This is a genomic window from Amycolatopsis sp. lyj-90 (assembly GCF_046549035.1).
In the GTDB taxonomy this organism is placed as follows: domain Bacteria; phylum Actinomycetota; class Actinomycetes; order Mycobacteriales; family Pseudonocardiaceae; genus Amycolatopsis.
Window position 1 is genome coordinate 156,393 of the sequence record NZ_JAJPWP010000007.1, and the last position, 23,784, is coordinate 180,176.

24 protein-coding genes are annotated in these 23,784 nt (G+C 69.7%); 12 read left to right on the forward strand and 12 right to left on the reverse strand.

The features are described from left to right. Positions 1 to 66: 66 nt before the first annotated feature. Together ACLJPX_RS27045 and ACLJPX_RS27050 are read right to left on the reverse strand one after the other, a co-directional pair. Positions 67 to 1,503 (reverse strand): sensor histidine kinase, encoded by a 1,437-nt coding sequence (locus ACLJPX_RS27045; RefSeq protein ID WP_410602833.1) that lies wholly within the window; start codon positions 1,501 to 1,503, stop codon positions 67 to 69. Then, positions 1,500 to 2,198 (reverse strand): response regulator transcription factor, encoded by a 699-nt coding sequence (locus ACLJPX_RS27050; RefSeq protein WP_101613432.1) that lies wholly within the window; start codon positions 2,196 to 2,198, stop codon positions 1,500 to 1,502. The genes ACLJPX_RS27045 and ACLJPX_RS27050 overlap by 4 nt, the downstream gene beginning before the upstream one ends. Positions 2,199 to 2,344: 146 nt before the next feature. On the opposite strand from ACLJPX_RS27050, the gene ACLJPX_RS27055 reads away from it, so the two are divergent. The 6 genes from ACLJPX_RS27055 (at position 2,345) to ACLJPX_RS27080 (ending at position 7,343) form a co-directional block, all read left to right on the forward strand. Beyond that, the gene (locus tag ACLJPX_RS27055; protein WP_410602835.1) at positions 2,345 to 3,691 is read left to right on the forward strand and encodes a ferric reductase-like transmembrane domain-containing protein; all 1,347 of its coding nucleotides are present in this window, start codon (positions 2,345 to 2,347) and stop codon (positions 3,689 to 3,691) included. 18 nt (positions 3,692 to 3,709) lie between these two features. After that, on the forward strand, positions 3,710 to 4,135 hold the full coding sequence (locus ACLJPX_RS27060) for an FMN-binding protein (protein ID WP_410602837.1): 426 nt from the start codon (positions 3,710 to 3,712) through the stop codon (positions 4,133 to 4,135). Next, entirely contained in the window at positions 4,132 to 4,869 is a 738-nt protein-coding gene (locus ACLJPX_RS27065) for an FAD:protein FMN transferase (protein WP_410602839.1), read from the forward strand. Before ACLJPX_RS27060 ends, ACLJPX_RS27065 begins: the two co-directional genes overlap by 4 nt. A 159-nt stretch (positions 4,870 to 5,028) precedes the next feature. Further along, complete coding sequence (locus ACLJPX_RS27070; protein ID WP_101609839.1) at positions 5,029 to 5,409, forward strand: VOC family protein; 381 nt, start codon at positions 5,029 to 5,031, stop codon at positions 5,407 to 5,409. After that, positions 5,406 to 6,230 carry a class I SAM-dependent methyltransferase gene (locus ACLJPX_RS27075; protein WP_410602842.1) on the forward strand — a complete coding sequence of 275 codons (825 nt, stop codon included), beginning with the start codon at positions 5,406 to 5,408 and terminating at the stop codon, positions 6,228 to 6,230. The genes ACLJPX_RS27070 and ACLJPX_RS27075 overlap by 4 nt, the downstream gene beginning before the upstream one ends. A gap of 96 nt (positions 6,231 to 6,326) precedes the next feature. Further along, the gene (locus tag ACLJPX_RS27080) at positions 6,327 to 7,343 is read left to right on the forward strand and encodes an asparaginase (protein ID WP_410602844.1); all 1,017 of its coding nucleotides are present in this window, start codon (positions 6,327 to 6,329) and stop codon (positions 7,341 to 7,343) included. On the opposite strand, the gene ACLJPX_RS27085 is transcribed toward ACLJPX_RS27080, so the two are convergent. From ACLJPX_RS27085 to ACLJPX_RS27095, 3 genes are all read right to left on the reverse strand, one after another. Further along, positions 7,340 to 7,819 (reverse strand): cysteine dioxygenase, encoded by a 480-nt coding sequence (locus ACLJPX_RS27085; RefSeq protein ID WP_101609842.1) that lies wholly within the window; start codon positions 7,817 to 7,819, stop codon positions 7,340 to 7,342. The genes ACLJPX_RS27080 and ACLJPX_RS27085 overlap by 4 nt on opposite strands. A gap of 259 nt (positions 7,820 to 8,078) precedes the next feature. Continuing rightward, positions 8,079 to 9,104 (reverse strand): NAD(P)H-dependent glycerol-3-phosphate dehydrogenase, encoded by a 1,026-nt coding sequence (locus ACLJPX_RS27090; protein WP_410602846.1) that lies wholly within the window; start codon positions 9,102 to 9,104, stop codon positions 8,079 to 8,081. Continuing rightward, a complete protein-coding gene (locus ACLJPX_RS27095) occupies positions 9,104 to 9,847 on the reverse strand; it encodes a lysophospholipid acyltransferase family protein (RefSeq protein ID WP_168214384.1) in 744 nt (247 codons plus the stop codon). Before ACLJPX_RS27095 ends, ACLJPX_RS27090 begins: the two co-directional genes overlap by 1 nt. 66 nt (positions 9,848 to 9,913) lie before the next feature. Here ACLJPX_RS27095 and cofC point away from each other — a divergent pair, with 66 nt between their 5' ends. Genes cofC through ACLJPX_RS27110 form a run of 3 tightly spaced genes read left to right on the forward strand, consistent with a single transcriptional unit; the run spans position 9,914 to position 13,852 of the window. Continuing rightward, the gene (cofC, locus tag ACLJPX_RS27100) at positions 9,914 to 10,543 is read left to right on the forward strand and encodes a 2-phospho-L-lactate guanylyltransferase (RefSeq protein WP_101609844.1); all 630 of its coding nucleotides are present in this window, start codon (positions 9,914 to 9,916) and stop codon (positions 10,541 to 10,543) included. A 58-nt stretch (positions 10,544 to 10,601) separates the two neighbouring features. Beyond that, a complete protein-coding gene (locus ACLJPX_RS27105; RefSeq protein ID WP_410602848.1) occupies positions 10,602 to 12,920 on the forward strand; it encodes an RNA degradosome polyphosphate kinase in 2,319 nt (772 codons plus the stop codon). Further along, entirely contained in the window at positions 12,917 to 13,852 is a 936-nt protein-coding gene (locus ACLJPX_RS27110) for an NUDIX hydrolase (protein ID WP_410602850.1), read from the forward strand. The genes ACLJPX_RS27105 and ACLJPX_RS27110 overlap by 4 nt, the downstream gene beginning before the upstream one ends. A 491-nt stretch (positions 13,853 to 14,343) precedes the next feature. On the opposite strand, the gene ACLJPX_RS27115 is transcribed toward ACLJPX_RS27110, so the two are convergent. The 3 genes from ACLJPX_RS27115 to leuC form a co-directional block, all read right to left on the reverse strand. Further along, positions 14,344 to 15,009 (reverse strand): HU family DNA-binding protein, encoded by a 666-nt coding sequence (locus tag ACLJPX_RS27115; protein WP_101609846.1) that lies wholly within the window; start codon positions 15,007 to 15,009, stop codon positions 14,344 to 14,346. Between the two features lie 253 nt (positions 15,010 to 15,262). Beyond that, the gene (leuD, locus tag ACLJPX_RS27120; RefSeq protein ID WP_410602853.1) at positions 15,263 to 15,865 is read right to left on the reverse strand and encodes a 3-isopropylmalate dehydratase small subunit; all 603 of its coding nucleotides are present in this window, start codon (positions 15,863 to 15,865) and stop codon (positions 15,263 to 15,265) included. Positions 15,866 to 15,897: 32 nt separating this feature from the next. Beyond that, positions 15,898 to 17,316 (reverse strand): 3-isopropylmalate dehydratase large subunit, encoded by a 1,419-nt coding sequence (gene leuC, locus ACLJPX_RS27125; protein WP_410602855.1) that lies wholly within the window; start codon positions 17,314 to 17,316, stop codon positions 15,898 to 15,900. Positions 17,317 to 17,395: 79 nt separating this feature from the next. On the opposite strand from leuC, the gene ACLJPX_RS27130 reads away from it, so the two are divergent. After that, entirely contained in the window at positions 17,396 to 18,097 is a 702-nt protein-coding gene (locus ACLJPX_RS27130; protein WP_005158149.1) for an IclR family transcriptional regulator, read from the forward strand. Positions 18,098 to 18,169: 72 nt separating this feature from the next. On the opposite strand, the gene ACLJPX_RS27135 is transcribed toward ACLJPX_RS27130, so the two are convergent. The 4 genes from ACLJPX_RS27135 to ACLJPX_RS27150 form a co-directional block, all read right to left on the reverse strand. Continuing rightward, positions 18,170 to 18,562, reverse strand: coding sequence for a hypothetical protein (locus ACLJPX_RS27135; protein WP_101609849.1), 393 nt, complete (start codon positions 18,560 to 18,562; stop codon positions 18,170 to 18,172). A gap of 153 nt (positions 18,563 to 18,715) precedes the next feature. Then, the gene (locus tag ACLJPX_RS27140) at positions 18,716 to 19,378 is read right to left on the reverse strand and encodes a winged helix-turn-helix domain-containing protein (RefSeq protein WP_410602858.1); all 663 of its coding nucleotides are present in this window, start codon (positions 19,376 to 19,378) and stop codon (positions 18,716 to 18,718) included. Between the two features lie 9 nt (positions 19,379 to 19,387). Beyond that, the gene (locus ACLJPX_RS27145; RefSeq protein ID WP_410602860.1) at positions 19,388 to 21,037 is read right to left on the reverse strand and encodes a right-handed parallel beta-helix repeat-containing protein; all 1,650 of its coding nucleotides are present in this window, start codon (positions 21,035 to 21,037) and stop codon (positions 19,388 to 19,390) included. Beyond that, the gene (locus tag ACLJPX_RS27150; RefSeq protein ID WP_410603484.1) at positions 21,037 to 21,690 is read right to left on the reverse strand and encodes a helix-turn-helix transcriptional regulator; all 654 of its coding nucleotides are present in this window, start codon (positions 21,688 to 21,690) and stop codon (positions 21,037 to 21,039) included. Before ACLJPX_RS27150 ends, ACLJPX_RS27145 begins: the two co-directional genes overlap by 1 nt. A 178-nt stretch (positions 21,691 to 21,868) precedes the next feature. Here ACLJPX_RS27150 and ACLJPX_RS27155 point away from each other — a divergent pair, with 178 nt between their 5' ends. Together ACLJPX_RS27155 and ACLJPX_RS27160 are read left to right on the forward strand one after the other, a co-directional pair. Then, on the forward strand, positions 21,869 to 22,534 hold the full coding sequence (locus ACLJPX_RS27155) for a response regulator transcription factor (protein ID WP_410602862.1): 666 nt from the start codon (positions 21,869 to 21,871) through the stop codon (positions 22,532 to 22,534). Continuing rightward, positions 22,531 to 23,784, forward strand: coding sequence for a sensor histidine kinase (locus ACLJPX_RS27160; protein WP_410602864.1), 1,254 nt, complete (start codon positions 22,531 to 22,533; stop codon positions 23,782 to 23,784). The genes ACLJPX_RS27155 and ACLJPX_RS27160 overlap by 4 nt, the downstream gene beginning before the upstream one ends.

Genomic DNA, 23,784 nt, shown 5'->3' on the forward strand with positions numbered 1-23,784 from the left:
GCTAGGAAAGGCCCGTTACTGGCAAATTTTGCAAGTAACGGGCCTTTCCTAGCACTCCGCGAAGCGCTACGAGAGCCGTCTGGGCAGCCGCACGGTGAACGTCGTCGCCCCCGGCACGCTCTCGACCTCGATCGTCCCGCCGTGCGCGGAAACCAGCGAGCGCACCACCGAAAGCCCGAGCCCGGTCCCGCCGTTGCCGCGCGTGCGGGCGGTGTCGACCCGGAAGAACCGGTCGAAGATCCGTTCCCGCGCTTCCGGCGGGATCCCCGGCCCGGCGTCGCTCACCCGCAGGACGACCTCCGCGCTCGAGGCGGCGCCCGACAGCGTGACCGCCGTCCCGGGTGGCGTGTGCACCGCCGCGTTGGCGAGGAGATTGTCCAGCACCTGCCGCAGCCGGACCGGATCCGCTTGCAGGACAACACCTTCCGGAAGCGGGCCGAGGGTCAGCGGATGCTCTGGGCGCCCGGCGGTGAAGGCCTCGCCCGCGTCGGTGAGCAGTTCGGCGAGGTCGACATCGACCAGCCGTAGCGGCGCTTCGCTCTCCGGCGCGTCGAGGCGCGCGAGGAGCAGGAGGTCGTCGACGAGCACGCTCATCCGCTGGGTCTCTTCCCGGATCTTCGACAGATGCGCCTCGCGTTCGGCGGGTTCGTTGGCCGCCTCGTAGCGGAAAAGCTCGGCGTAGCCCCGGATCGACGTCAGCGGCGTGCGCAGTTCGTGGGAGGCGTCGGCGATGAACCGCCGCAGCCGTTCGTTCGCCTCCCGGCGCGCGACCAGCGAGGAATCGAGGTGCGCCAGCATCAGGTTGAACGCCGTCCGCAGTTCCTCGACCTCGGCGCCGCCACCGTTCGGCCGCGCGCGCACCGGGAGATCGGCGTTCGTGGTCAGATCGTGCGACGCGATGTCGTGCGCCGTCCCGGCCATGTCGCTCAGCGGCCGCAGCCCGCGCCGCAGCACCAGCCGTCCCGCGATCACCAGCACCGCCAGCGCCAGCAGGAACGCGACGACCTCGACCATCACCAGCTGGCTCACCGTCCGGTCCAGATCCGCCTGCGGCGCGGCGCTGACCAGCACGATGTTCCGGCTCGGCTCGATCGGGCAGGCCCGGACGCGGTAGGTGCCCTTGTCCTCGATGTAGACGGTGCGCAACACCTCGGTCCGCGTCGCGTCCTCGGCGACCTTTTCGAGCGCTTTCGTGTCCGGGGGCAGAGAACCGCCCGTCTGCGGTGACGCGTCGCCGTTCTGCACCGAGAAGACCGCCGAGAACCAGCCGTAGGCCTGCTGCGGTTTCCCGCCGTGCGTGGTGCGCAACGAGGGCACCTGGCTGATCTGGGTCTTGGCGAGCTGTTCGTCGAGCCGGTCGTTCAGGTAGCCCTTCATGATGCCGACCATCACGGTGCCGACGACGGCGAACACGATCAGCGCCAGGACACCGAGCCCGAGTGCCAGCCGGGTCCCGAGCCTCGATCGGCGCCAGGCGTCGTACCACCGGCGCAGCATTTTCATCTCGCCGCCTGCCGGACGACGTAGCCGACGCCGCGCACGGTGTGGATCAGCGGTTCGCCGCCGTCGTCGAGTTTGCGGCGCAGATGCGAGATGACGAGCTCGACCACATTGGACCGGCCGCCGAAGTCGTACTCCCAGACGTGGTCGAGGATCTGCGCCTTGGTCAGCACCGAAGGCGAACGCCGCATGAGATAACGCAGCAGTTCGTATTCGGTCGGCGTCAGCTCCGCGGGTTTCCCGTCGCGGGCGACCTCGCGGGTGTCCTCGTTCAGGGTCAGGTCACCGACCCGCAACACCGCGGCCGCCCTGGACTGGCTGGTGCTGCGGCGCAGGACCGCGCGCAGCCGAGCCATCAGTTCCTCGACGGAGAACGGCTTGACGAGGTAGTCGTCGCCGCCCCGGGTGAGCCCGGCGACACGGTCGGCCGTCGCGTCCTTCGCGGTGAGGAAGACCACGGGCACCGCCGTCCCGGCCTCGCGGAGCTTGTCCAGCACGGTGAACCCGTCGATCCCCGGCAGCATGAGGTCGAGCACGACGATGTCGGGCACGAATTCGGCGGCCTTGGCGAGCGCGGCCTCGCCCGATCCGGCGGTGACGGCCTGCCAGCCCTCGTACCGGGCGACGGTGGCCACCAGGTCGGCGATATGCGGCTCGTCGTCCACCACGAGCAGGCGGACGGGGTTTTCGGTGTTCACGAACCCCATCCTCCGTGAACACGCGCGCGAGAGCGAGGCGGGAGGGCACACGACAGGAAGCCGACAGCTTCCGCCAAGAAAGGTCACAGGTTGGCACAGGAGGCTCAGAACCTGAACCGGACCGGAAGGGACCACGTGTGACAACCATGACGCAGACCGCCGTGAAACCGCGCCCGGCGATCCGTCCCAGGATCGCCGCACGCGCCGGGCTCTTGACCTTCATCGGGGCCAACGTGGCCGCCGTGACCGTGCTCTTCTTCGCCGCCGGGCCGTCGGACAACGTCCTCATCAGCATCGGCAGGCTGGCCGGGCTCTACGGGGCGCTGGCGATGGCGTTCCAGCTGTTGCTGGTCGCCCGGCTACCGTGGCTCGACCGCCGCCTCGGCATGGACCGGCTCACCGTCTGGCACCGCTGGACCGGGTTCAGCCTCCTGTGGACGCTGCTCGCGCACTTCGTCTTCATCCTCTTCGGTTACGCGCAGGTCGAGGACAACGGCGTGGTGGACGAGTTCGTCACGATGGTGACCAAACTGGAGGGGATCCTGCGCGCGGTCGTCGCGTTCGCGCTGATCCTGCTCGTCGGCGCCGTTTCCGCGCGCTTCGCCCGCCGGCGTCTGGCGTACGAGACCTGGCACTTCATCCACCTCTACACCTACGCCGCGGTCGTTCTGGCGTTCAGCCATCAGATCGCGCTGGGCGGGTCGTTCGCGTCCTCGCCGGGCGCGCAGGCCTATTGGTGGGCGATGTGGGGTGTCGCGCTGGGCTCCGTGGTCGCCGGCCGCGTGATCCTGCCGCTGGCGCGGAACCTGCGTCACCAGCTGAAGGTCGTCGCCGTGGTCCCCGAATCCCACGACACCGTGTCCGTTTACATGACCGGCAAGCACCTCGACAAGATGCCCGCGAAGGCGGGCCAGTTCTTCCTGTGGCGCTTCATGACCAGGGATCGCTGGTGGCAGGCCAATCCGTTCTCGCTGTCGGCAGCGCCGGACGGCCGCACCCTGCGGCTGACCGCGAAGGCGGCCGGTGACGGCAGCGCGTCCTTGCGATCGCTGAAGGTCGGCACCCGGGTGTTCGCCGAAGGACCGTACGGCGCGTTCACCACGATGCACCAACAGAAACCGGACGCGCTGCTGGTCGCCGGCGGTGTCGGGATCACGCCGATCCGCGCGCTGCTGGAGGAGATCTCCGGGCACGTCGTGGTGCTCTACCGCGTCCGCACCCAGCACGACGCGGTGCTGCTGCCGGAGCTGATGGGGCTGGCGCGGGCGCGCGGCGCCGTCGTCCGGGTCCTCAGTGGACCGTCCGATCTGGCCGGTCCGCACGGTCCGGTTCTCGGCGCGCACAGCCTGCGGCGGATGGTTCCGGACGTCCGGAACCGGGACGTGTTCGTCTGCGGCCCGCCCGGGATGACCTCGGCGACGTTGCGCAGCCTGCGGGAGTTGCAGGTACCCGCCGGTCAAGTCCACGCCGAACGTTTCAGTCTCGCCGCCTGAGTCAGGGAGTCCCCGATCATGAAGAAGACCATCGTCGCCGCCACGGTCGCCCTGTCGGCCTTCGGCTTCCTCGGTGTCTGGCTGTACGAACCGGGTCCGCTCGGTTCGGAGACCGTGGCCGTCGCCGCACCGGCGCCCGCGCCGTCCACCGTGTCCTCTTCGGACGGTGGCGCGTCCGAAGGCGCCGAACGCACCGTCGACGGTTCGGTGGAGAGCAACCGGTACGGCACCGTCCAGGTGCAGCTGGTGATCTCGGCCGAAGACAAGATCGCCGACGTCCGGCTGCTGCGGCGGCCGACCAGCGGGCGCGGGGTCGACGCGATCCCGGTGCTCCAGCAGGAAACGCTGACCGCGCAGAGCGCCGACATCGACACCGTCTCCGGGGCGACTTCGACGAGCGAGTCGTACGTCAAATCGCTGCAGGCGGCGCTGGACGCCAGATGAACCGCGTCGAGCAGGTGATGGGACTGCCGGTCTCGGTCGACGTCCGGGCGGGCGGTGCCCTCGTCGACCACGCGATCGACGGCGTCTTCGGCTGGCTGCGGGAGGTCGACGCCCGGTTCAGCCCGTTCAGGGCCGACAGCGAGGTCTGCCGCTACGACCGCGGCGAGCTCGCTCCTTCCCAGCTGAGCGACGACCTGCTCGAGGTGCTTTCGCTGTGCGATCACTACGAACGGCTGTCCGGCGGGGCGTTCACCGCGCGGCTCCCCGGACGGCGGCTCGACCCGAACGCGGTGGTCAAGGGCTGGGCGGTGCAGCGGGCGGCGTCCCTGCTGCTGGCCGAGGGCCTGGACGTCTTCTGCGTCAACGCCGGCGGGGACGTGGTCACCGCCGGCGAACCCGAACCCGGCCGCGCCTGGCGGGTCGGCATCCGGCATCCCGAACGGCCGAACGCGATCTGCGCCGTGGTGGAGTCGTCCGATGGTGCCGTCGCGACGTCGGCGGAATACGAGCGCGGCGCGCACATCCTGGACGGGCGGACCGGGCGCCCGGCGACCGGGCTGCTGAGCGTCACGGTCGCCGCCGACGACCTCGTCACGGCGGATTCCCTGGCCACGGCCGCTTTCGCGATGGGGACAGAGGGAATCGCCTGGGTCGCTTCGCAGCCGGGGTGCCAGGTGCTGGTCATCGACGCGGAACGGCAGGTGCACCGGTCGCCGGGGCTGCGGCTGGCTTGAGTCGTGACGTGATGGTCTCGCCTGGTCGTGAAGGCCTCCTTCCCTACCCTGAAAGTAGGGAAGGAGGCCTTCACGGACCTACTACCCGGCAGGACGCCTTTGCACCGCTGCACTTAAACCGTTGGCCGGGCTTCGCGGGCTCGGGCAGACTGCGGCTCCATGACCTCTGTCGTACAGAATTTCTTCTTCGACTGCGCCGACGCCTACGAACTGGGCCGGTTCTGGAGTGGCGTCGTCGGCAAGCCGATGGCCGAGGACGACGTGCCCGGCGACCCCGAGGCGATCATCGTGCTGGACAACGGCGTGACCCTGTTCTTCGGGCAGGTCCCCGAACCCAAGACGGTGAAGAACCGGATCCATCTCTGCCTGGAGCCCGACATCCCGCGCGACGAAGAGGTGGAACGCGTGCTGGCACTGGGCGCGACCCTGCTGCACGACCGGCGTAATCCGGACGGCACCGGCTGGGCCGTACTGGGTGATCCCGAAGGCAACGAATTCTGCGTGCTGCGCAGTGCCGCCGAGAAGGCCGCGACCTCGTGACGGACTACGTCACCGTCAACCGCGCGAACTGGGACGAACGCGCTCCGGCGCACGCCGCGTCGGCGGATTACGGCTACGAACGGTTCGTGAAGGACCCCGCGCATCTCAGCGGGGTGGTCACCTTCGACCGGCCGCTGCTCGGCGACGTCTCCGGTGCGCGCGGCGTCCACCTGCAGTGCCACATCGGCACCGACACGCTTTCCCTGTCCCGCCTCGGCGCGCGGATGACCGGGCTCGACTTCTCCGCACCCGCGCTGGAGATCGCGCGACGGCTGGCGGCCGAGACGGGCGCGGAGATCGATTACCACGAGTCCGATGTGTACAGTGCCGCCGACGTGCTGGGCGCCGGGGAGTTCGACCTCGTCTACACCGGAATCGGCGCGATCTGCTGGCTGCCCGACATCGCCCGCTGGGGACAGGTCGTCGGCTCACTGCTGAAGCCGGGCGGACGGCTGTTCATCCGGGACATGCATCCGATGCTGGGCACCCTCGACGAGACCCAGCCGCTGATCACCCCGCACTACCCGTATTTCGAGCAGGCCGAACCGCTGGTGTTCGACGAACCGGGGACCTATGTGGACACCGACGTGTCGTTCGAGCACAACCGGACGCACGAATGGAACCACGGGCTGGGTGAGATCGTCACTTCGCTGCTCGACGCGGGACTGACACTGACGAAGCTGGTGGAGCACGACAGCGTGCCGTGGAACGCGCTGCCCGGGTTCATGACCCTCGACGAGGCGACCGAGGAATGGCGGCTGGCTAAGGATCCCCAACGGCTGGCAGCCAGTTTCACCATCGAAGCGTTCAAACGCGCCTGAAACCCTCCGCGTTTCGTCCTCTGGTTGCGGTGGTTCGGAGTGCCAACTACCGCAACCAGAGGACTAATTGCGGTGATTGAGTGAAGAATGGGGCACATGTCGAGTCAGTTCAGGCGGCCTCTGGTCGCCGTCGCCGCCTTGGGCGGCACCATCTCCATGGTCCCCGGCGACGGTGAAGACCACGCGGTCCCCAGGCTCACCGCGGCGGATCTGCTCGGCGAGCTGGGCGAGAACCTGGCGATGGACGTCCGGGCGGAGACCCTCGCGGGGATTTCCAGCGCTTCGATGGACTTCGCGACCCTCGTCAGGACCCGGGACTGGGCCGCGCGGGCCGTCGCCGACGGCGCCGAGGGCGTCGTCGTGGTCCAGGGCACGGACACCCTCGAAGAGACCGCGTATTTCTTCGAGCTGACTTGGGCTTCCGAGGCCCCGATCGTCGTCACCGGCGCCATGCGCAACCCGAGCCTGCCCAGCGCCGATGGTCCGGCGAACCTCCTCGCCGCGCTCACCGTCGCCGCCGATCCCCGCAGCCGGGGCCGCGGTTCGCTGGTCGCGTTCAACGACGACGTCCACGCCGCGCGCTGGGTCCGCAAGGCGCATTCGAGCCACGTCGAGGCCTTCTCATCGAATCCCGCCGGCCCGCTCGGGCTGCTCGCGGAGGGCGCCGTGCACTACTTCCATCCGGTCGCCGCCCGGCCGACGCCGTTGTCCCTGGAGAACGCGGACTTCGCCGGGCTGGTGCCGATCCTCGAGAGCGGCGTCGAGGACACCGGCGAACTCCTGGAGACGCTGGTCAAGGCCGGGCTCAAGGGAGTGGTGCTCGCCGCGAACGGCGCCGGTCACGTCTCGGCCGGGACGGCCGACGTGATCGAGCGCGCGCTCCCCGATCTGCCGATCGTGATCGCCGGCCGCACCGGCGCCGGGCCGACGTTCCGCGGTACCTACGGCTTCCGCGGTTCGGAGTCCGACCTGATCGCGATGGGCGCGACCATGGCGGGCTGGCTCGACCCGCGCAAATCCCGGCTTTTGCTGCACACCCTGCTCGCCACCGGTGCCTCCCGGGAGCGCGTCGAGGCCGAATTCCGGCTGCGCGGCGACCTGACCCAGGGCTAGTCCCGGATCGGGCCCGAGATGGGGTCCAGGTGGTACGGGCGCATGGTGCGGGTCTGGTGCCGGTAGACGTGCACGCTGACGGCGGGATCCGGGCCGTCGTTGCGCACTTCGTGGATGTAGCCGGGACCGAAGACACGCGACTGGCCTTCCGCCAGCGAATGCAGCTCCGTCACCGCCCGCCCGTCGGACGCGTGCCGGGCGACGGTCTCGCTCAGCTGCCCGCTGACCACGGTGAACGCGCCCGCGGCGAATTCGTGGTCGTGCAGGTCGGTGTGCTGGCCGGGCAGCCAGCTCATCAACCAGATCTCCTGCAGTTCGTCGGCGTCGACGAGGGCGGAAAACCGTGCCTCGGGGTCGTAGCGCAGGAGATGCCGCCAGCGGTCACGGTCCGCGGCGTACTCGATCGCGACCCGCACCGGGTGACGCAGGGCGGGGTTTTCGGGAATGACGAGCGTGTTGTCCGGGACGGCGAACATGAAGGAGTCCTCGCAAAGGAAAGAAGGTGTCGAACTGGGCCGGGGCGGGGTTCACCGACAACAGAGACACGCGCACGCGACCGCACCAAGACCCGAGAGGCCCCGCGACACAGTCATCCCACGTGCGAACATGCCCTCAGCGAACCAGTGCGGATCCCGGCGGTCAACCGATCTCACACCGTGGACCGTGAGTTCTGCACCTGCCGACCATGCTCGCAGCACGAATCGGACCCGGTCTGTCGCGATCCTGCGGTCTTGCTCAGGACCACTCGTGCTTCTGCGACCGCCCGAGCAGCTCCGCGCCCGCCCGCCGGGGGTCGACACCTTCGTGACAGACGCGGTGCATCGCGTCGGTGATCGGCATGTCGACGCCGAGACTCTTCGAGAGCTCCCGGATCGACGTGCACGACTTGACACCCTCGGCGACCTGGCCGCCGGTGGCCGCGAGCGCCTGTTCCAGCGTCTCGCCCTGGCCGAGCCGCTCGCCGAAGGTCCGGTTGCGGGACAGCGGCGACGAGCACGTCGCCACCAGGTCCCCGACGCCCGCGAGCCCGGCGAAGGTCAGCGGGTCGGCGCCGAGTTTCGCGCCGAGCCGCGCCATCTCGGCGAGCCCCCGGGTGATGAGCGTGGCCACGGTGTTCGCGCCCAGCCCCAGCCCCGCCGCCATCCCGCAGCTGAGCGCGATGACGTTCTTGCACGCCCCGCCCAGCTCGCAGCCGACGACGTCGGTGTTGGTGTACGGCCGGAAGTACTGGTTGAAGCTCGCCTGCTGGATCGCCTTGGCGTTGTCGTGGTCGGTGCACGCGAGCACCGCCGCCGCCGGCTGCCCGAGCGCGATCTCCTTCGCCAGGTTCGGCCCGGACACGACCACGATCTGCCCGTCGCCGACGCGGGCGATCTCGGCGATGACCTCGCTCATCCGCTTGAGCGTGCCCAGTTCGACGCCCTTCGCGAGGCTCACCAGGATCGCGCCGGAGGGCAGTAGACCGGACCACTCCGACAGGTTGGTCCGCAACGTCTGGCTCGGCACCGCGAGGACCACGGCCTGCGCGCCGTCGAGCGCCTCGGCCGGATCCGCCGTCGCGGTGATCCGCGCGGGCAGGTCGATATCCGGCAAATAGGATGAATTGCGATGCCGGTCCCGGATTTCGGCCGCGACCTCGGGCCGCCGGGCCCAGATGGTCACGTCCCGGCCGGCGTCGCCGAGCACCTTGGCGAACGCCGTCCCCCACGATCCCGCGCCGAGCACGGTCAGGCGCTGGACCTCGGTGGCGGTTCCGGCCATCAGGCGTCGTCCCCCGGCTTCTTCGCGGGCGGTTCCTCCTGGCGGATTTCCGCCAGGAGCGCGGTGATCTCGGTCATCATCAGCTCGGTGACCTCGCGCAGCTTGGACGCGCTGCGCGTGGAACCGTTCCGGTAGGCGGACAGGTCCATCGGCTCGCCGACCAGGTGCGTGATCTTCTTGCGCGGGAACGGCGTGAACTTCTTCGTGTAGCCGTTGAAGATGTGGTTCGTGCCCCAGCGGGCGATCGGGATCACCGGCACGTCGGTCTCCAGCGCGAGGCGCGCGGCACCGGTGAACGGCTTCTTGGGCCAGCCGTCCGGGTCCTTGCTGATCGTCCCCTCGGGATAGATCACCACGACCTTGCCGTCACGCAACGCCTGGTGGGCGGCCTTGAGACTGTCGCCGGCGGCGGCCGAACCGCGCGAGACCGGGATCTGGCCCGCGCCGACGAAGATCTTGCCGAAGACCGGCGTCCTGGTCAGGCTCTCCTTGCCGAGGAACCGCGGCACCCGCTTCTGCCGGTGCACGAACACCGCGTCCACCGCCGGGTCCATGTGGGACACGTGGTTGAGCAGCAGCAGCGCGCCGCCTTCGCGGGGGATCCGCTCGGCGTTGCGGTAGACCCGCTTGCCGATGGCCGTCGCCGGGTAGAACAGTGCGGCGGCGATGCCAACCCAGATGCCGCCCTTCTCACGCCGGGCCAATTCGTCCTCCTCCAAGTCGCGCGTGCCGTCCCAGAGCACTGATCCTGCCGCGCGCACGCGAGCGGGGTCCAGGGAGGGTCGGGTAAGAAGAGAGATGTGGACAGTATGGGCATCGACCTGATCGTGCCGATGAAACGACCGGCGGAGGGCAAGTCACGGCTTCGCGGCGCGGTCGTTCCCGAGCGGCACCCCGAACTGGTGCTGGCGCTGGCCTACGACACCCTGTCCGCGGCGACCTCGGCGGACGGGGTCCGCCGGGTGCTGGTGATCGCGGCCGACCCGGCGTCCGTGGCGGATCTCACCGAGCTGGGCGTCGAGATCGTCACCGAGCCGTCGCGGGGCGGGTTGAACGCGGCACTGCGGTACGGCGAAGAGCTGCTGCGCCGGGACACACCGTCCGGTCTCGTCGGTGCCCTGCAGGCCGACCTGCCCGCGCTGCGGACCGAGGACCTCACCGCCGCGCTCGCCGAAGCCGCCGGGCATCGGGCATTCGTCGCGGACCGGCAGGGAACGGGCACGACGCTGTTGCTCGCGGGGGCGGGCCGCGCGCTGGCACCCCGGTTCGGCGAGGGATCCGCACGGGCGCACACCGCCTCCGGTGCGACCCCGCTCACCCTTCCCGCGGACTCACTCCGCGCGGACGTGGACACCGCGGATGATCTCGCTCACGTCCGCACCCTCGGTGCCGGAAAGCGCACTTCAACACTGTTGGGAACACCCTGCGTGGTGATGTGACGAGAGTTCACCCCGACGACCCGCGCGCGGCGCACATAATCGCGCCGAGTGGTGAACAATGAAGCCCGTGAGCACAAACGACGGCGGCACCCCGAACTCGGCAAGGAAGCGGAAGACCTCCGCCGCGAAACCGGAACCGGACACCAGCGCGGCGGCCAAACCCGCCAGGGCGCGGAAGACCGGTCCCGTGGTGAAGAGCACCGGCAATCACCGCACTCCCCGCGCGACCCGCGGCGGGGCGGCGAGCCGTCCCGCACAGGAGTTCCGCGCGCTGCCCGCCGCGCCTCCCGCGGTGACGTCGGCGCCCACCGCCGTCGAGACGCTGCCCGATGACCGGTACTTCAACCGTGAGCTCTCGTGGCAGGACTTCAACGCGCGCGTGCTCGCGCTGGCTGAGGACGAATCGCAGCCGCTCATCGAACGCGGCAAGTTCCTGGCGATCTTCGCGTCCAATTTGGACGAGTTCTACATGGTGCGGGTCGCCGGGCTGAAGCGCCGTGACGAGACGGGGCTCCCGGTCCGCAGCGCGGACGGGCTCACCCCGCGCGAGCAACTGGCCTACATCGCCAAGCGGAACCAGGATCTCGTCGAGCGGCACACGAACGCCTTCGAACTGCACCTGCGGCCGCAGCTGGCCGACGAAGACATCCACATCGTCGGCTGGAACGACCTGACCGGCGCCGACCAGCTCCGTTTGTCCAACTACTTCAGCGAGCAGATCTTCCCGGTGCTCACACCGCTGGCCGTGGATCCCGCGCACCCGTTCCCCTACATCTCCGGCCTCTCGCTCAACCTCGCGGTGACCGTCCGCGACCCGGAGGGCGGCACCGAACGGTTCGCGCGCGTCAAGGTGCCGAGCAACGTGCCGCGCCTGATGCGGATCGAGCAGCAGCCGAGGGAAAGCCGCACCGCGACCTTCCTTCCCCTGGAGGAACTGATCGCCGCCCATCTCGGCGAGCTGTTCACCGGGATGGAGGTCACCGAGCACCACGCGTTCCGGGTCACCCGCAACGCGGACTTCGAGGTCGAAGAGGACCGGGACGAGGATCTGCTCCAGGCGCTGGAACGCGAACTGGCCCAGCGCCGGTTCGGCCCGCCGGTGCGGCTCGAAGTGGCGCAGGACATGAGCGAGCACATGCTCGAACTGCTGCTGCGCGAACTGGAGGTCGACCCGCGCGACGTCGTCGAGGTGCCCGGTCTGCTGGACCTGACCTGCCTGCACCAGCTTTCCGGCGTCGACCGGAAGGAACTCAAGGACCGGCCTTTCGTTCCCGCGACGCATCCGGCGTTCGGTGAGCGCGAGACGCCGAAGTCGGTGTTCGCGACGCTGCGCGAGGGCGACGTCCTCGTGCACCACCCGTACGACTCGTTCTCCACCAGCGTCCAGCGGTTCATCGAACAGGCCGCCGCGGACTCGAAGGTGCTGGCGATCAAGCAGACGCTGTACCGCACCTCCGGCGACTCCCCGATCGTCGACGCGCTGATCGACGCCGCCGAGGCCGGCAAGCAGGTCGTCGCGCTGGTCGAGATCAAGGCGCGGTTCGACGAGCAGGCCAACATCACCTGGGCCCGCACCCTGGAACGCGCGGGCGTCCACGTGGTCTACGGCCTCGTCGGGCTGAAGACGCACTGCAAGGTGTCGATGGTGGTGCGCCAGGAGGGTTCGACCATCCGCCGCTACTGCCACATCGGCACCGGCAACTACAACCCGAAGACCGCGCGCCTCTACGAAGACCTCGGCATCCTGACCGCCGACCCGACGATCGGCGCGGATCTGACGGATCTGTTCAACGTGCTCACCGGGTACTCCCGCCAGGACACCTACCGCAACATCCTCACGTCGCCGCACGGGATCCGCCGCGGCATCGTGCGCGCGATCGGCGAGGAGATCGAACTCGCGCGCGCCGGGCAGACCGCCGGGATCCGGCTCAAGTGCAACTCGCTCGTCGACGAACAGATCATCGACGCGCTGTACCACGCTTCGCAGGCCGGAGTGCCGGTCGACATCGTCGTGCGCGGCATCTGCGCGCTGAAGCCGGGTGTGGAGGGGCTGAGCGAGAACATCCACGTCCGGTCGATCCTCGGCCGTTTCCTGGAGCACTCGCGGATCTTCAACTTCCGCGCGGGCGGCACGCACTGGATCGGCAGCGCGGACATGATGCACCGCAACCTGGACCGTCGCATCGAGGCTCTGGTGCGGGTCAAGGATCCGAAGCTGACGGCGCAACTGGACTACATCTTCGAGTCCGCGCTGCATCCGGCGACGCGATGCTGGGTGCTGACCGCCACCGGCGAGTGGACCCCGTTCCCCGCCTCGGGTGACGACGTCCGCGATCATCAGGTCGAACTGGCGAAGCGGCACGGAGCCGCCGGATGAGCGGGGTCGTGCGGGCGGCGGGGGCCGTCCTCTGGCGTCGCGACGGGGACCGGACCGAGGTCGCGCTGGTGCATCGGCCCCGTTACGACGATTGGTCGCTGCCGAAGGGAAAGCTGGACCCGGGCGAGACCATCGCGGAAGCGGCGGTCCGGGAGATCCAGGAGGAGACCGGATTCGAGGCGGTGCTCGGCCGCTATCTGTTCCGGACCGAGTACACCGTGTCGGGCTTGCCCAAGACCGTCGACTACTTCGCCGCTCACGCCGCTTCCGGCTCGTTCGCTCCGAACGACGAGGTCGACGAACTGCGCTGGCTCGACGCGGAGACCGCGGAGAAACTGCTGACGCGGCCGGGGGACGTCCGGGTGCTGCGCGAGTTCTCCGCGCTGCCGCCGGAACTCGCCACGGTGATCCTGGTGCGGCACGCCAAGGCGGGTAAGCGGGACGAGTGGAACGGTGACGACGACCTGCGCCCGCTGTCGGAAGCGGGTCAGCGTCAGGCGGAAGCACTGCGTTCGCTGTTGAAGCACTACGCGCCCGGCAGGGTCCTCTCGGCGCCGCGGCTCCGGTGCGTCCAGACGGTGAACGGGCTCGCCGAGGATCTCGAAACCGAGATCCGGCACGAGCCGCTGCTGTCGGAAGAGGGCTACTGGCCGGATCCCGTGCTCGGTGTCGCACGGTTGCTGGCCATCGCCGGCGACGGCGGGACGCCGGTGATCTCCAGTCAGGGCGGCGTGATCCCGGACGTCGTCAGCGCGCTGGCGGACCGCGACGGCGTCGACCTGCCCGCCGCGCGCGGCGGTGTGGTGCCGTCGAAGAAGGGCTCGTTCTGGGTTCTGTCTTTCCGGGCGCCGACCGAGGAGGACGGGCCGGTACTGGTGGCCGCGGACTACTTCGCGTCGCCTTTGCCCACTCCTGCTCCGGCGCATCCCTGACGCTTTCTTGCGCGTGAAGGCCCCCTTCTCTCGGCTCAGCAGAGAGAAGGGGGCCTTCACGCGATTACGGAGCCGCGAAACCGCATTTTGTCAGCGACTCCCCCACGTGGGTGACGTCACCGGAAGTTCCACTTTGGAGTGCCACCGGACTATGCGTCCATCAGGGTGACCCGGGAAACCGCGCGAGCCCCTTTTCCCCGACGATTCCCGGGCAAGCGGATGGACCAATTCGGCGACGTGGTTCGCTCGGGCCGGACAATCGCTACAGGCACGGCGCATTCGGCCACAGACCGCCGCCGATCGGGTGCGGGGCCCCCTTTCCCCCGGAACCCGGATGCGAGCGTGTCAGGGGAAATCAGGCGGCCGCATCGGGGTGCTTCGCGGAGATCCGTCCACGTCAGCGGGTTCTGAGGGCTTCGTACCCGGAAAATGCGGCAGGGCCCCGCGCCGTGCGCGGGGCCCTGCCGTTGGCTCACTCTGGAAGAGAGAGCTTACTTCTTCTTCGCGGCCGCCGAAGTCCGCTTGGCCGGAGCCTTCTTGGCGGGAGCCTTGGCGGCAGTCGCCTTGGCGGCCGGCTTCGCGGCGGCCTTGGTGGCGGTCGCCTTCTTGGCCGTGGTGGCGCGAGTCGTGGCCTTGGCCGCGGTCTTCGGCGCCGCCTTGGCCGCTGCCGGCTTGGCGGCGGCCTTGGTCGCGGTCGCCTTGGCGGCCGGCTTCGCGGCGGTGCGCGTCGTCGCGGCGGCGGCGCGGGTCCGCGTGGTGGTGGTACGCGTCGCGGCCGGGCGGCTGGCGGCCGTCCGGGTCGTCGTCGCGCGGGTGGCGGCGGCCCGAGTGGTGGTGCCGGCGGTCGCGCGCTTCACAGCGGTGGCCTTCGGCAGCTTCTTCGAACCGCTGATGACGTCCTTGAAGGTCGTGCCGGCGCGGAAAGCGGGCACGTTGGTCTTCTTGACGCGGACGGTCTCACCGGTGCGCGGGTTCCGCGCGGTGCGGGCGGCGCGGGCGCGCTTCTCGAACACACCGAAGCCGGTGATGTTCACCTTCTCGCCCTTGTTGACCGTCCGGATGATGATGTCGACAAGGCCATCGACGGCCTCCGACGCGACCTTCTTGTCGCCCAGGCGCTCCGACAGCGCCTCGATCAGCTGGGCCTTGTTGGCCATTCCAGTCCTCCAAGAAGAACTTGTTGTACACGGCCCCGTCGGCCGACTTAGCGCACACGGTATTACCAATGCAGCACAAATTCCAAACGACGCGCGGAAATTTCCCTTGCCTCGGGGGCTGTTCCGCCTCTCGAGGGACCCCTCCGGGGCCTCTAGAGGTGCCGTTCGGTGTGGTTTCGGGGCTCTGCGAAGGACCCTCGGCCGGGGTGCGGATTCCCTGCTCAGCAAGGGAATCCGCCCCCTTCGACCGGGCCTAGGAGGTGGCCGCCGGGAGGGTCACCGGCTTCCAGGAGGGGCGCTGGATCTCGAAAGTGTCGATCTCCTCCGCGTGGCGGAGTGTCAGGGCGATGTCGTCGAGCCCTTCGAGGAGCCGCCAGCGGGTGTAGTCGTCGATCTGGAAGGGCGCGGTGAAGTCCTTGGCTCGTACCGTCTTCGACTCGAGGTCCACCGTGACCTCCGTCCCAGGCTCGTTTTCGAGCAGCTTCCACAGCAGTTCGACGTCGGCCTGCTCGACCTGAGCGGCGACGAGGCCCTGCTTGCCCGAGTTGCCGCGGAAGATGTCCGCGAACCGGGACGAGATCACGGCGCGGAAGCCGTAGTCCATCAGGGCCCAGACCGCGTGCTCGCGGGAGGAACCGGTGCCGAAGTCCGGGCCCGCGACCAGGACCGACCCGCTCGTGAAGGGCTCTTGGTTGAGGATGAACGACTCGTCGGAGCGCCAGGCGGCGAAGAGACCGTCCTCGAAGCCGGTGCGGCTCACGCGCTTGAGGTAGACCGCCGGGATGATCTGGTCAGTGTCCACGTTGGACCTGCGCAGCGGGACCCCGACGCCGGTGTGGTGGGTGAACGCATCCATGGTTGGGAACTCCTTCGCGGATGTCAGCGATGTCAGCGGGCGGTGGCGGGCTGCAGGTCTTCGGGGCTGGACAGGGTTCCCCGCACGGCCGTCGCGGCCGCGACGAGGGGCGAGACCAGGTGCGTCCGGCCGCCCTTGCCCTGCCTGCCTTCGAAGTTGCGGTTCGAGGTCGACGCGCTGCGCTCGCCCGGCTTGAGCTGGTCCGGGTTCATGCCGAGGCACATCGAACAGCCCGCCTGACGCCATTCCGCGCCCGCTTCGGTGAAGACCCGGTCCAGCCCTTCGGCTTCCGCCGCCTGGCGGACACGCATCGAGCCGGGGACGACGAGCATCCGGACGGATTCGGCGACCCGGTGCCCGCGCAGGACGTCCGCGGCGGCCCTCAGGTCCTCGATACGGCCATTCGTGCACGAGCCGAGGAAGACGGTGTCCACCGAGATCTCGCGCAGCGGCGTGCCGGGCTTCAGGTCCATATAGGACAGGGCCTTTTCAGCGGCGATGCGCTCGTTCTCGTCGCCGATCCGCTCGGGATCGGGCACCTCGGCGCCCAGCGGGAGACCCTGGCCCGGGTTCGTGCCCCAGGTCACGAAAGGCGTGAGCTCGTCGGCGTTCAGGCGAACCTCGGCGTCGAAGACGGCGTCGTCGTCCGTGCGGAGTTCGCGCCAGTTTTCGACGGCGGCGTCCCAGTCGGCGCCCTGCGGCGCGTGCGGACGGCCCTTCAGATACGTGAACGTCGTCTCGTCCGGCGCGATGAGCCCGGCGCGCGCGCCGGCTTCGATGGACATGTTGCACACCGTCATCCGGGCTTCCATCGACAGGTTCGCGATGGCTTCTCCGCGGTACTCGAGGACGTAGCCCTGTCCGCCGCCGGTGCCGATCTTCGCGATCACCGCGAGGATGACGTCCTTCGCCGTGACGCCGGGGCGCAGGGTGCCGTCGACGGTGATCGCCATCGTCTTGAATGGACGGAGCGGCAGGGTCTGGGTCGCCATCACGTGTTCGACCTCGGAGGTGCCGATCCCGAAGGCCATCGCGCCGAAGGCACCGTGCGTCGAGGTGTGACTGTCGCCGCACACCACGGTCATCCCGGGCTGGGTCAGGCCCAGCTGCGGGCCGATGACGTGCACGATGCCCTGTTCGGCGTCGCCCATCGGATGCAGCCGGACGCCGAACTCCTTGCAGTTGTTGCGAAGGGTGTCGACCTGCGTCCGGGACACGGGATCCGCGATCGGCAGCTCGATGTCGATCGTCGGGACGTTGTGGTCCTCGGTCGCGATGGTGAGGTCGGGGCGGCGCAGTTTCCGGCCGGCCAGCCGGAGTCCGTCGAAGGCCTGCGGGCTGGTGACCTCGTGCAGCAGGTGCAGATCGATGTAGAGCAGGTCGGGCTCGGCCCCCTCGCCGCGCCGCACCAGGTGCGACTCCCACACTTTCTCGGCCAGTGTCCGGGGCATTTCCGGCTCCTCACATGCGGTGAAATAGGTACTTCCCACCATCTGGACATCTCAAACTTCGGGAAGATAGTATCGGCTTGTGGGACAGCATAGCGGTATCGGAGTACTCGACAAGGCCGTGGCCGTGCTTCAGGCCGTGGCCGAAGATCCTTGTGGCCTGGCGGAACTGTGCACGCGGACGGGACTGCCGCGCGCGACGGCGCACCGGCTCGCGGTCGGTCTCGAGGTGCATCGCCTGTTGCGCCGGGGCCCCGACGGGCGCTGGCGGCCGGGGACCGCGCTCGCGGAACTGGCGGGCGGTTCGACCGACCCGTTGCTCGACGCGGCGAGTTCGGTGCTGCCGAAATTGCGCGACATCACCGGGGAAAGCGTTCAGCTCTACCGTCGCGACGGCGTCCAGCGCGTCTGCGTTTCGACCGCGGAGCCGCCCAGCGGGCTCCGTGACACCGTGCCGATCGGTTCACGGCTGCCGATGACGGCGGGTTCCGGCGCAAAGGTGCTCGCCGCCTGGTCGGATCCGCACACGCAGCGGACGATCCTTTCCGAAGCGGTGTACGGGGAGCGCACACTGCTCGAAGTCCGCCGTCGCGGCTGGGCCCAGAGCGTGGCGGAGCGGGAACCGGGTGTGGCGAGTGTCTCGGCGCCGGTGCGGGATTCGACGGGCACCGTCGTCGCCGCGGTGTCGGTTTCCGGGCCCATCGAACGCATAGGGCGTAAGCCGGGGGCCCGGTGGGCCGCGGATCTGCTCGCCGCCGCGGACGCGCTGCAGGAGCGCCTCTGAGCCCTCTCGGAATACGTGAAGGGCCCCCTGCTCATGCTGTGAGCAGGGGGCCCTTCACGTTCTACCGTCCTATCAGAACTCGTCGGCCCGGGTGAGCTCGTGCTCGAAGGCGTCCGCGCGGGCGACAAGGGACGTCAGCGGATGCCCGAACTCGTTCTGCAGGTTCAGGTCGGCCAGCGGGACCGTGTGCTTGAGCAGGGCGACGCCGTCCACGATCGCCGCGCCGCCGACCGAGTCGCCGCCCGCCAGTTCGAGCAGGCGCCGCAGGTCGATCTTGTCCGCCCAGCCGACCGGGGACGAGAGCTCGACCCATTCCAGCCCGTCGTGGTCCGGCAGATGGTGCAGGGTGACCTGCTGGCCACGGCCGTCTTCGGTGTCGACCCGGAACCGGAGCCAGTCGCCCCGTTCTTCGAGCACTTCGTATCGCGCCCGGACGAAATTGATCACGCCTGCCCAGATGGACACCCTCGTCACCTCTCGGTTTCGCCGCCTCGTGCGCTGTCGAGCATGGCACATCCGGGCCGGGTACAGCCCGCGGGCGGGGGCTGAAGGGGACTTTCCCCGCGTCTCACGAGGCGAAGGGCGCTTTCCCCGCATGACATGCGGGGAAAGCGCCCTTCAGCTCGGCGACATCCGGTAACCCGAGCCCCGCACGGTGTGGATCAGCGGCGGCCCCTTCAGCTTCCGCCTCAGCCGCGCGATCACCACGTCCAGCACGTTCGACGCCGGATCCGCCATCTCGTCCCACGCGTACCGGATCAGCTCCCGCCGGGAGACCGGCCGCCCGGACGCGGCCATCAGCCGTTCCATGACGAGATACTCCTTGCGGGTCACGGTGAGCAGCACACCCGCCCGCGACAGCTGGTGCCTGCCGGTGTCGAGTTCGACGTCGGCGCAGCGCAGGATCACCGCCTGCCCGGCCATGTCGCGTCGGCACAGGCTGCGCACACGGGCGATCAGTTCCGGCATCGCGAACGGCTTGACCAGGTAGTCGCCGCCGCCGACACGCAGCCCGTCGATCCGGTCGGCGACGCTGTCGCGCGCGGTCAGGAACAGCACCGGCAACGGCCATCCGGCGCTGCGCCGGTTGCGCACGTACAGCAGGGCGTCACCGGAAGGGAGCATCCGGTCGAACACCGCGCAGTCGTAGGCGTTCACCGTCAGCGCCTCGTCGGCGCCGGGCAGGTCGGCGGCGGTGTCCACCGCGAACCCGTCTCCGCGCAGGGCGAATTCCAGCGCCACCCGCAAGTTTTCGTCGTCCTCGGTCACCAGCACCCGCACACCTGCACGTTATCGCGAGATGGCGGCCTCCACGTCGGCCACGTGCAACCCGCGCAGTTCCTCGACGGCGGGCATCCGGCCCAGCAGCCGCAAGCGTTGCGACTGCGCCTTGCGCACCTTCTCGAACAACCGGCGCGCGTCCCGGGCGTTGCCGAAGTTGACGTCGCCGGAAACGAGCCGGAAGTGCTCCGTCAGCACCGGGGCGGCTTCGGGATCGAGTTCGTAGTCCCCCGCCAACGCCATCCGCCCGAAGATGGCGAGCAGTTCGCCGGGACTGTAGTTCTCGAACTCGATCGTCTTGCCGAAGCGGGACGCGAGACCGGGGTTGGCGGCGAGGAAGTCGACCATCTCGCCGGTGTACCCGGCCACGATCACCGCCACCTCGTCGCGATGCTCCTCCATCAACGGGACCAGGGTGTCGATCGCCTCCTGGCCGAAGTCGCCGCCCGACCCGGCGAGCCGCGAAAGCGTGTACGCCTCGTCGATGAACAGGACGCCGCCCTTGGCCTCCTCGAACACGGTCGCGGTCTTCTCCGCGGTGTGCCCGATGTACTGCCCGACGAGATCCCGCCGGGAGACCTCACGGAACTGGCCGATCGGCAGGACTCCCAGCGCCTTCAGCAGTTTGCCGTAGATCCGCGCGACCGTCGTCTTCCCGGTACCGGGCGCGCCCGCGAAGATCAGGTGGTGGCCGGCGGCGCCGATCGGCAGCCCGGCCCGGCGGCGCCATTCGTTGACCTGCAACTCGTCGACCAGCGCGCGGACCTCTTCCTTCACCCCGGGAAGACCGATCATCGCGTCGAGTTCGGCGAGCATCTCGTCCAGGGCGTCGTCCCCGGCTCCGCCGGGATCCGCGGTCTCGCTGAGGACCGGCGTCGCCCCCTCGGCGATCGAAATCCCCGGTTCCGCCGTGTTTCCGACCTGGCATGCGGAGATCTCGCCACCGCAGCCGGACGCGAACGCGATCCCCGAGCTGCGCGTGTCGGTGATCGAGCACCGCCTGAGCACCGGCGCGCCGTGATGCGCCACGGCGATCCCCTCGTAACCGGTGTGCGAGATCACGCAGCCTTCGATGACCGGCCGGGCGTACTGGTAGACGTAGATACCCCGCAGCCCGCAGCCGGTCACCGTGCAGCCGGTCACCACCGGATCGGCGCCCTGCCCGAGGGTGATCCCGTCCCCCGTCACGTCTTCGATGGTGGTGTCCGCGATCCTGCCGGGCGCGCCGTCGACGAGGATCCCCTGCTCCGCCGCCGAAATCACGCAGCCGGTCAGCGTGAACGCCGTGGTGCCGCGGATCGCGATCGCCGGCCCGCGCCCGCCGGAGACGGTGCAGCGCTCGACGGTCAGTTCCGTGTCATCGGCCTGGATGGCGGACGCGCCGCCCGCCAGGAGTTCGATCCCTTTCAGGACAAGTGCTCCGCCGGTGGTGCGGAAGGCGGGCCGGTCGGCGCCGCGGGCGTCGACGACGACGGTGGCGCCCTCCACCGCGGCGAGGGTCACCCGCAGGCGGGTGAGTTCGACGGTCTCCGCGTATTCGCCGCCCGCGATGGTGATGACGGCGCCGTCGGACGCTTCCGCCAGGGCGTCGCCGATGGTCGGATACGCGCCGGGCCGTCGCGCCACCAGCAGGACCCGGCCAGGAGTCGAGAGGGTCATCAGCCCGCCTTGGCCATCAGCCAGCCGCGGTCGACGGCCTTGGCGCCCGCCTGGAACCTGCTGCGCGCGCCGAGCCGGTTCATGATGTCGGCGACCATCCGGCGCACCGTGCGCACCGAGACACCGAGCCGTGCGGCGGCGGATTCGTCGGTCGTGCCGGAGAAGAGCAGCGTCAGCAACTCCTGCTCGCGGCCAGTCAGCATCGACGCGTCCTCGGGCTCCGCGAGGTCCAGCGGGACGAGCGGGGCGGCGGCCTGCCAGATGCGCTCGAACAGGCCGACCGTCGCGGTGACCACCCCCGGCAGCCGGAAGATAGCGGTACCGGCCTGCCTGCCGTCCGCGGGCAGGATCACCGAGGTCCGGTCGATCACCAGTGCGTCCATCGGGACCTCGGCGTCGGTCCGCACCTCGGCCCCGGCCCGCGAAAGCCGGTTGAGCGCGCCGGACATCCGCGCGGAATCCGGGGAGAGCACCTTGTGGCGGACGCCGGGGCGCACGTTCGCGAGCGCGATCCGCTGGAACGCGGAGTCCGTCCCCGTGCTCATGACGAGCACTTCGCCGGTCGCCTCCGCGAGCAGTTCGCCGAGCCCCGTCCGGTCGCGGGCCGGGGCCGCTCCCACGACCAGGCTGAGCTGTCCGGTCTGCACGGTCATCGCAGGTACCTCCCTCTTCCCCGGCGCGGTGCCGCCGACGACGTCCTGTTCATGCCAGTTCCCGCCGTCCGGGCCGTCCGTGCCGCCCGACGCGTTAGCGTTCAGGGGCGGCACGGCCTGCGCGGCGGGCCGGGGTGACTGCATGCGTCTACTTTCGCTGTCCGAACATGAGGTTTTGATGACACGGGTGATGGTCGTCGAAGACGACGGGAATCTGCGGCTCGCGCTGGTCACGCAGCTGCGCGCGGCCGGCTTCGTCGTCGACGACGCCGGCGACATCGCGACGGCGGACCGGCTGCTGCGCGGAACGCACCACGACTGCGTGGTGCTGGACCGGATGCTGCCGGACGGCGACGCCATCGAGTACGTCCACATGCGACGGCAGCTGGGCTGGCGGGCGCCGGTGCTGTTCCTCACCGCCCGCGACGCGCTCGCCGACCGGGTGGCCGGATTCGAGCACGGCGGCGACGACTACCTCGTGAAGCCGTTCGTGATGGCCGAGCTGACCGAGCGGGTGACCAACCTGTGCCGCCGGTCCGCGTTCGACCGGCCCTCGGTGCTGCACCACGAAGACCTGGTGATGGACTGCGCGCGGCGTGAGGTGCGCCGCGCGGGCGTGCTGCTCACCTTGACCAACAAGGAGTACGCCGTGCTCGAATACCTGCTGACCAGGGCGGGACTGCCGGTCAAGCGGGCGGATCTGATCGAGCACTGCTGGGACGAGCAGGCCGATCCGATGTCCAATGTGGTCGACGTGGTGGTGAAGCGGCTGCGCCGCAAGCTGAAGGAACCCGAACTGATCCACGCCGTCCGCGGCCTCGGCTACCGGCTGGGCACCCGGTGAACACCCATTCTTCGGCCGACCGGCTGCGCAGGCTGCGCTGGCTGCTGACCGCGTTGTTCACGGTGATGAACACGCTCGGGCTGGTCCTCTTCGCCTGGCTGCTCATCAGCGAAGACGGCGAGCAGGGCGAGCAGCGGATCGACGCGTCGCTGCTCCAGGTCACGTCGTCGGTCAGCAGGCTGGTCGCCTTCGACGGCACCGTCGACTTCGGCCTGGTCAACACCGATGTGCTGAACGACCGCTGCCCGCAGTTCGCGATCCTGCCCGGCGGGGCGCCCGCGTTCCAGGCACACCTTTCGCGGGCGAGTTGCGTCCCGATGAGCGCGCAGTTGTTGAACGGCCTCGCCACGGAAGCGGTGCGGACCGGCAAGCTGGTGCAAGGCCACCAGAAGGCGACCAACGGCGACGTGGTCAAGGTCCGCGCCGAACCGTTGCGCGACACCGACGGCAAAACGTTCGCGGCCGTCGTCGCGGTGCAGCCCACCGCGGTCGAAGACGACGCGCACACCCAATTCACGCTGCTGGTGATCGGCGGCACCGTCCTGTTGATCGCGGTACTGGGCTTCGCGGGCCATCTGCTGTCCGGCCGTTCGATCCGGCCCGCGGCCGCCGCCTTGCAGCAACAGGAAGTCCTGCTCGCCGAAACCGCGCACGACCTCCGCACCCCGGTCGCGGCACTGCGCGCGCTCGCCGAAACCGCGATGGCCAACCCCGCCCAGTCCGCGGAACTCCTGCCGCGCACCGTCCGCCTCGCGGCGAGAATGGGCGGGATCATCGACGACCTGCTCGTCCGGGCCCGGCTCGCCGCGGGCGTGGAACAGCTGAGCATCCAGCCGATCTGGCTCGACCAGCTGGTGGTCGGCGTGGTCGAGGACACCGCGACCGAGAGCGCCGAAGTCACCGTCACCGCCGCGCCCACGAAGATCAACGCCGATCCCGCGCTGCTGCAACGGGCGATCGGCAACCTCCTCGACAACGCCGTGCGCTACGGCCGCCAACCCGGCGCGAAGGCGTTCGTGCACCTGACCGTCGCCGGCGGCACCGTGACCGTCGCGGACCACGGCCCGGGGATCGACACCACGATGGCGGGCGACGCCTTCGACCGGTTCTCCAGCACCGGCGGGTCTTCCGGGCTCGGGCTGTCCATCGTGCGGTGGGTCGCGCAGGCACACGGCGGCACGCTCGCGGTGTACAACGCCGACGAGGGCGGCGCGATCTTCGAACTGCGGTTCCCGGTCATCCCGAACTGA

Excerpts from the sequence above, each read along its gene's own strand:
- ACLJPX_RS27070 (WP_101609839.1), top strand. The coding sequence starts at position 5,029 with ATGACCTCTGTCGTACAGAATTTCTTCTTCGACTGCGCCGACGCCTAC.
- ACLJPX_RS27150 (WP_410603484.1), bottom strand. The coding sequence starts at position 21,690 with ATGACCGTGCAGACCGGACAGCTCAGCCTGGTCGTGGGAGCGGCCCCG.
- ACLJPX_RS27145 (WP_410602860.1), bottom strand. The coding sequence starts at position 21,037 with ATGACCCTCTCGACTCCTGGCCGGGTCCTGCTGGTGGCGCGACGGCCC.
- ACLJPX_RS27045 (WP_410602833.1), bottom strand. The coding sequence starts at position 1,503 with ATGAAAATGCTGCGCCGGTGGTACGACGCCTGGCGCCGATCGAGGCTC.
- ACLJPX_RS27105 (WP_410602848.1), top strand. The coding sequence starts at position 10,602 with ATGAAGCCCGTGAGCACAAACGACGGCGGCACCCCGAACTCGGCAAGG.
- leuD (WP_410602853.1), bottom strand. The coding sequence starts at position 15,865 with ATGGATGCGTTCACCCACCACACCGGCGTCGGGGTCCCGCTGCGCAGG.
- ACLJPX_RS27115 (WP_101609846.1), bottom strand. The coding sequence starts at position 15,009 with ATGGCCAACAAGGCCCAGCTGATCGAGGCGCTGTCGGAGCGCCTGGGC.
- leuC (WP_410602855.1), bottom strand. The coding sequence starts at position 17,316 with ATGCCCCGGACACTGGCCGAGAAAGTGTGGGAGTCGCACCTGGTGCGG.
- ACLJPX_RS27155 (WP_410602862.1), top strand. The coding sequence starts at position 21,869 with ATGACACGGGTGATGGTCGTCGAAGACGACGGGAATCTGCGGCTCGCG.
- ACLJPX_RS27110 (WP_410602850.1), top strand. The coding sequence starts at position 12,917 with ATGAGCGGGGTCGTGCGGGCGGCGGGGGCCGTCCTCTGGCGTCGCGAC.
- ACLJPX_RS27080 (WP_410602844.1), top strand. The coding sequence starts at position 6,327 with ATGTCGAGTCAGTTCAGGCGGCCTCTGGTCGCCGTCGCCGCCTTGGGC.
- ACLJPX_RS27060 (WP_410602837.1), top strand. The coding sequence starts at position 3,710 with ATGAAGAAGACCATCGTCGCCGCCACGGTCGCCCTGTCGGCCTTCGGC.
- cofC (WP_101609844.1), top strand. The coding sequence starts at position 9,914 with ATGGGCATCGACCTGATCGTGCCGATGAAACGACCGGCGGAGGGCAAG.
- ACLJPX_RS27055 (WP_410602835.1), top strand. The coding sequence starts at position 2,345 with ATGACGCAGACCGCCGTGAAACCGCGCCCGGCGATCCGTCCCAGGATC.
- ACLJPX_RS27090 (WP_410602846.1), bottom strand. The coding sequence starts at position 9,104 with ATGGCCGGAACCGCCACCGAGGTCCAGCGCCTGACCGTGCTCGGCGCG.
- ACLJPX_RS27085 (WP_101609842.1), bottom strand. The coding sequence starts at position 7,819 with ATGTTCGCCGTCCCGGACAACACGCTCGTCATTCCCGAAAACCCCGCC.
- ACLJPX_RS27065 (WP_410602839.1), top strand. The coding sequence starts at position 4,132 with ATGAACCGCGTCGAGCAGGTGATGGGACTGCCGGTCTCGGTCGACGTC.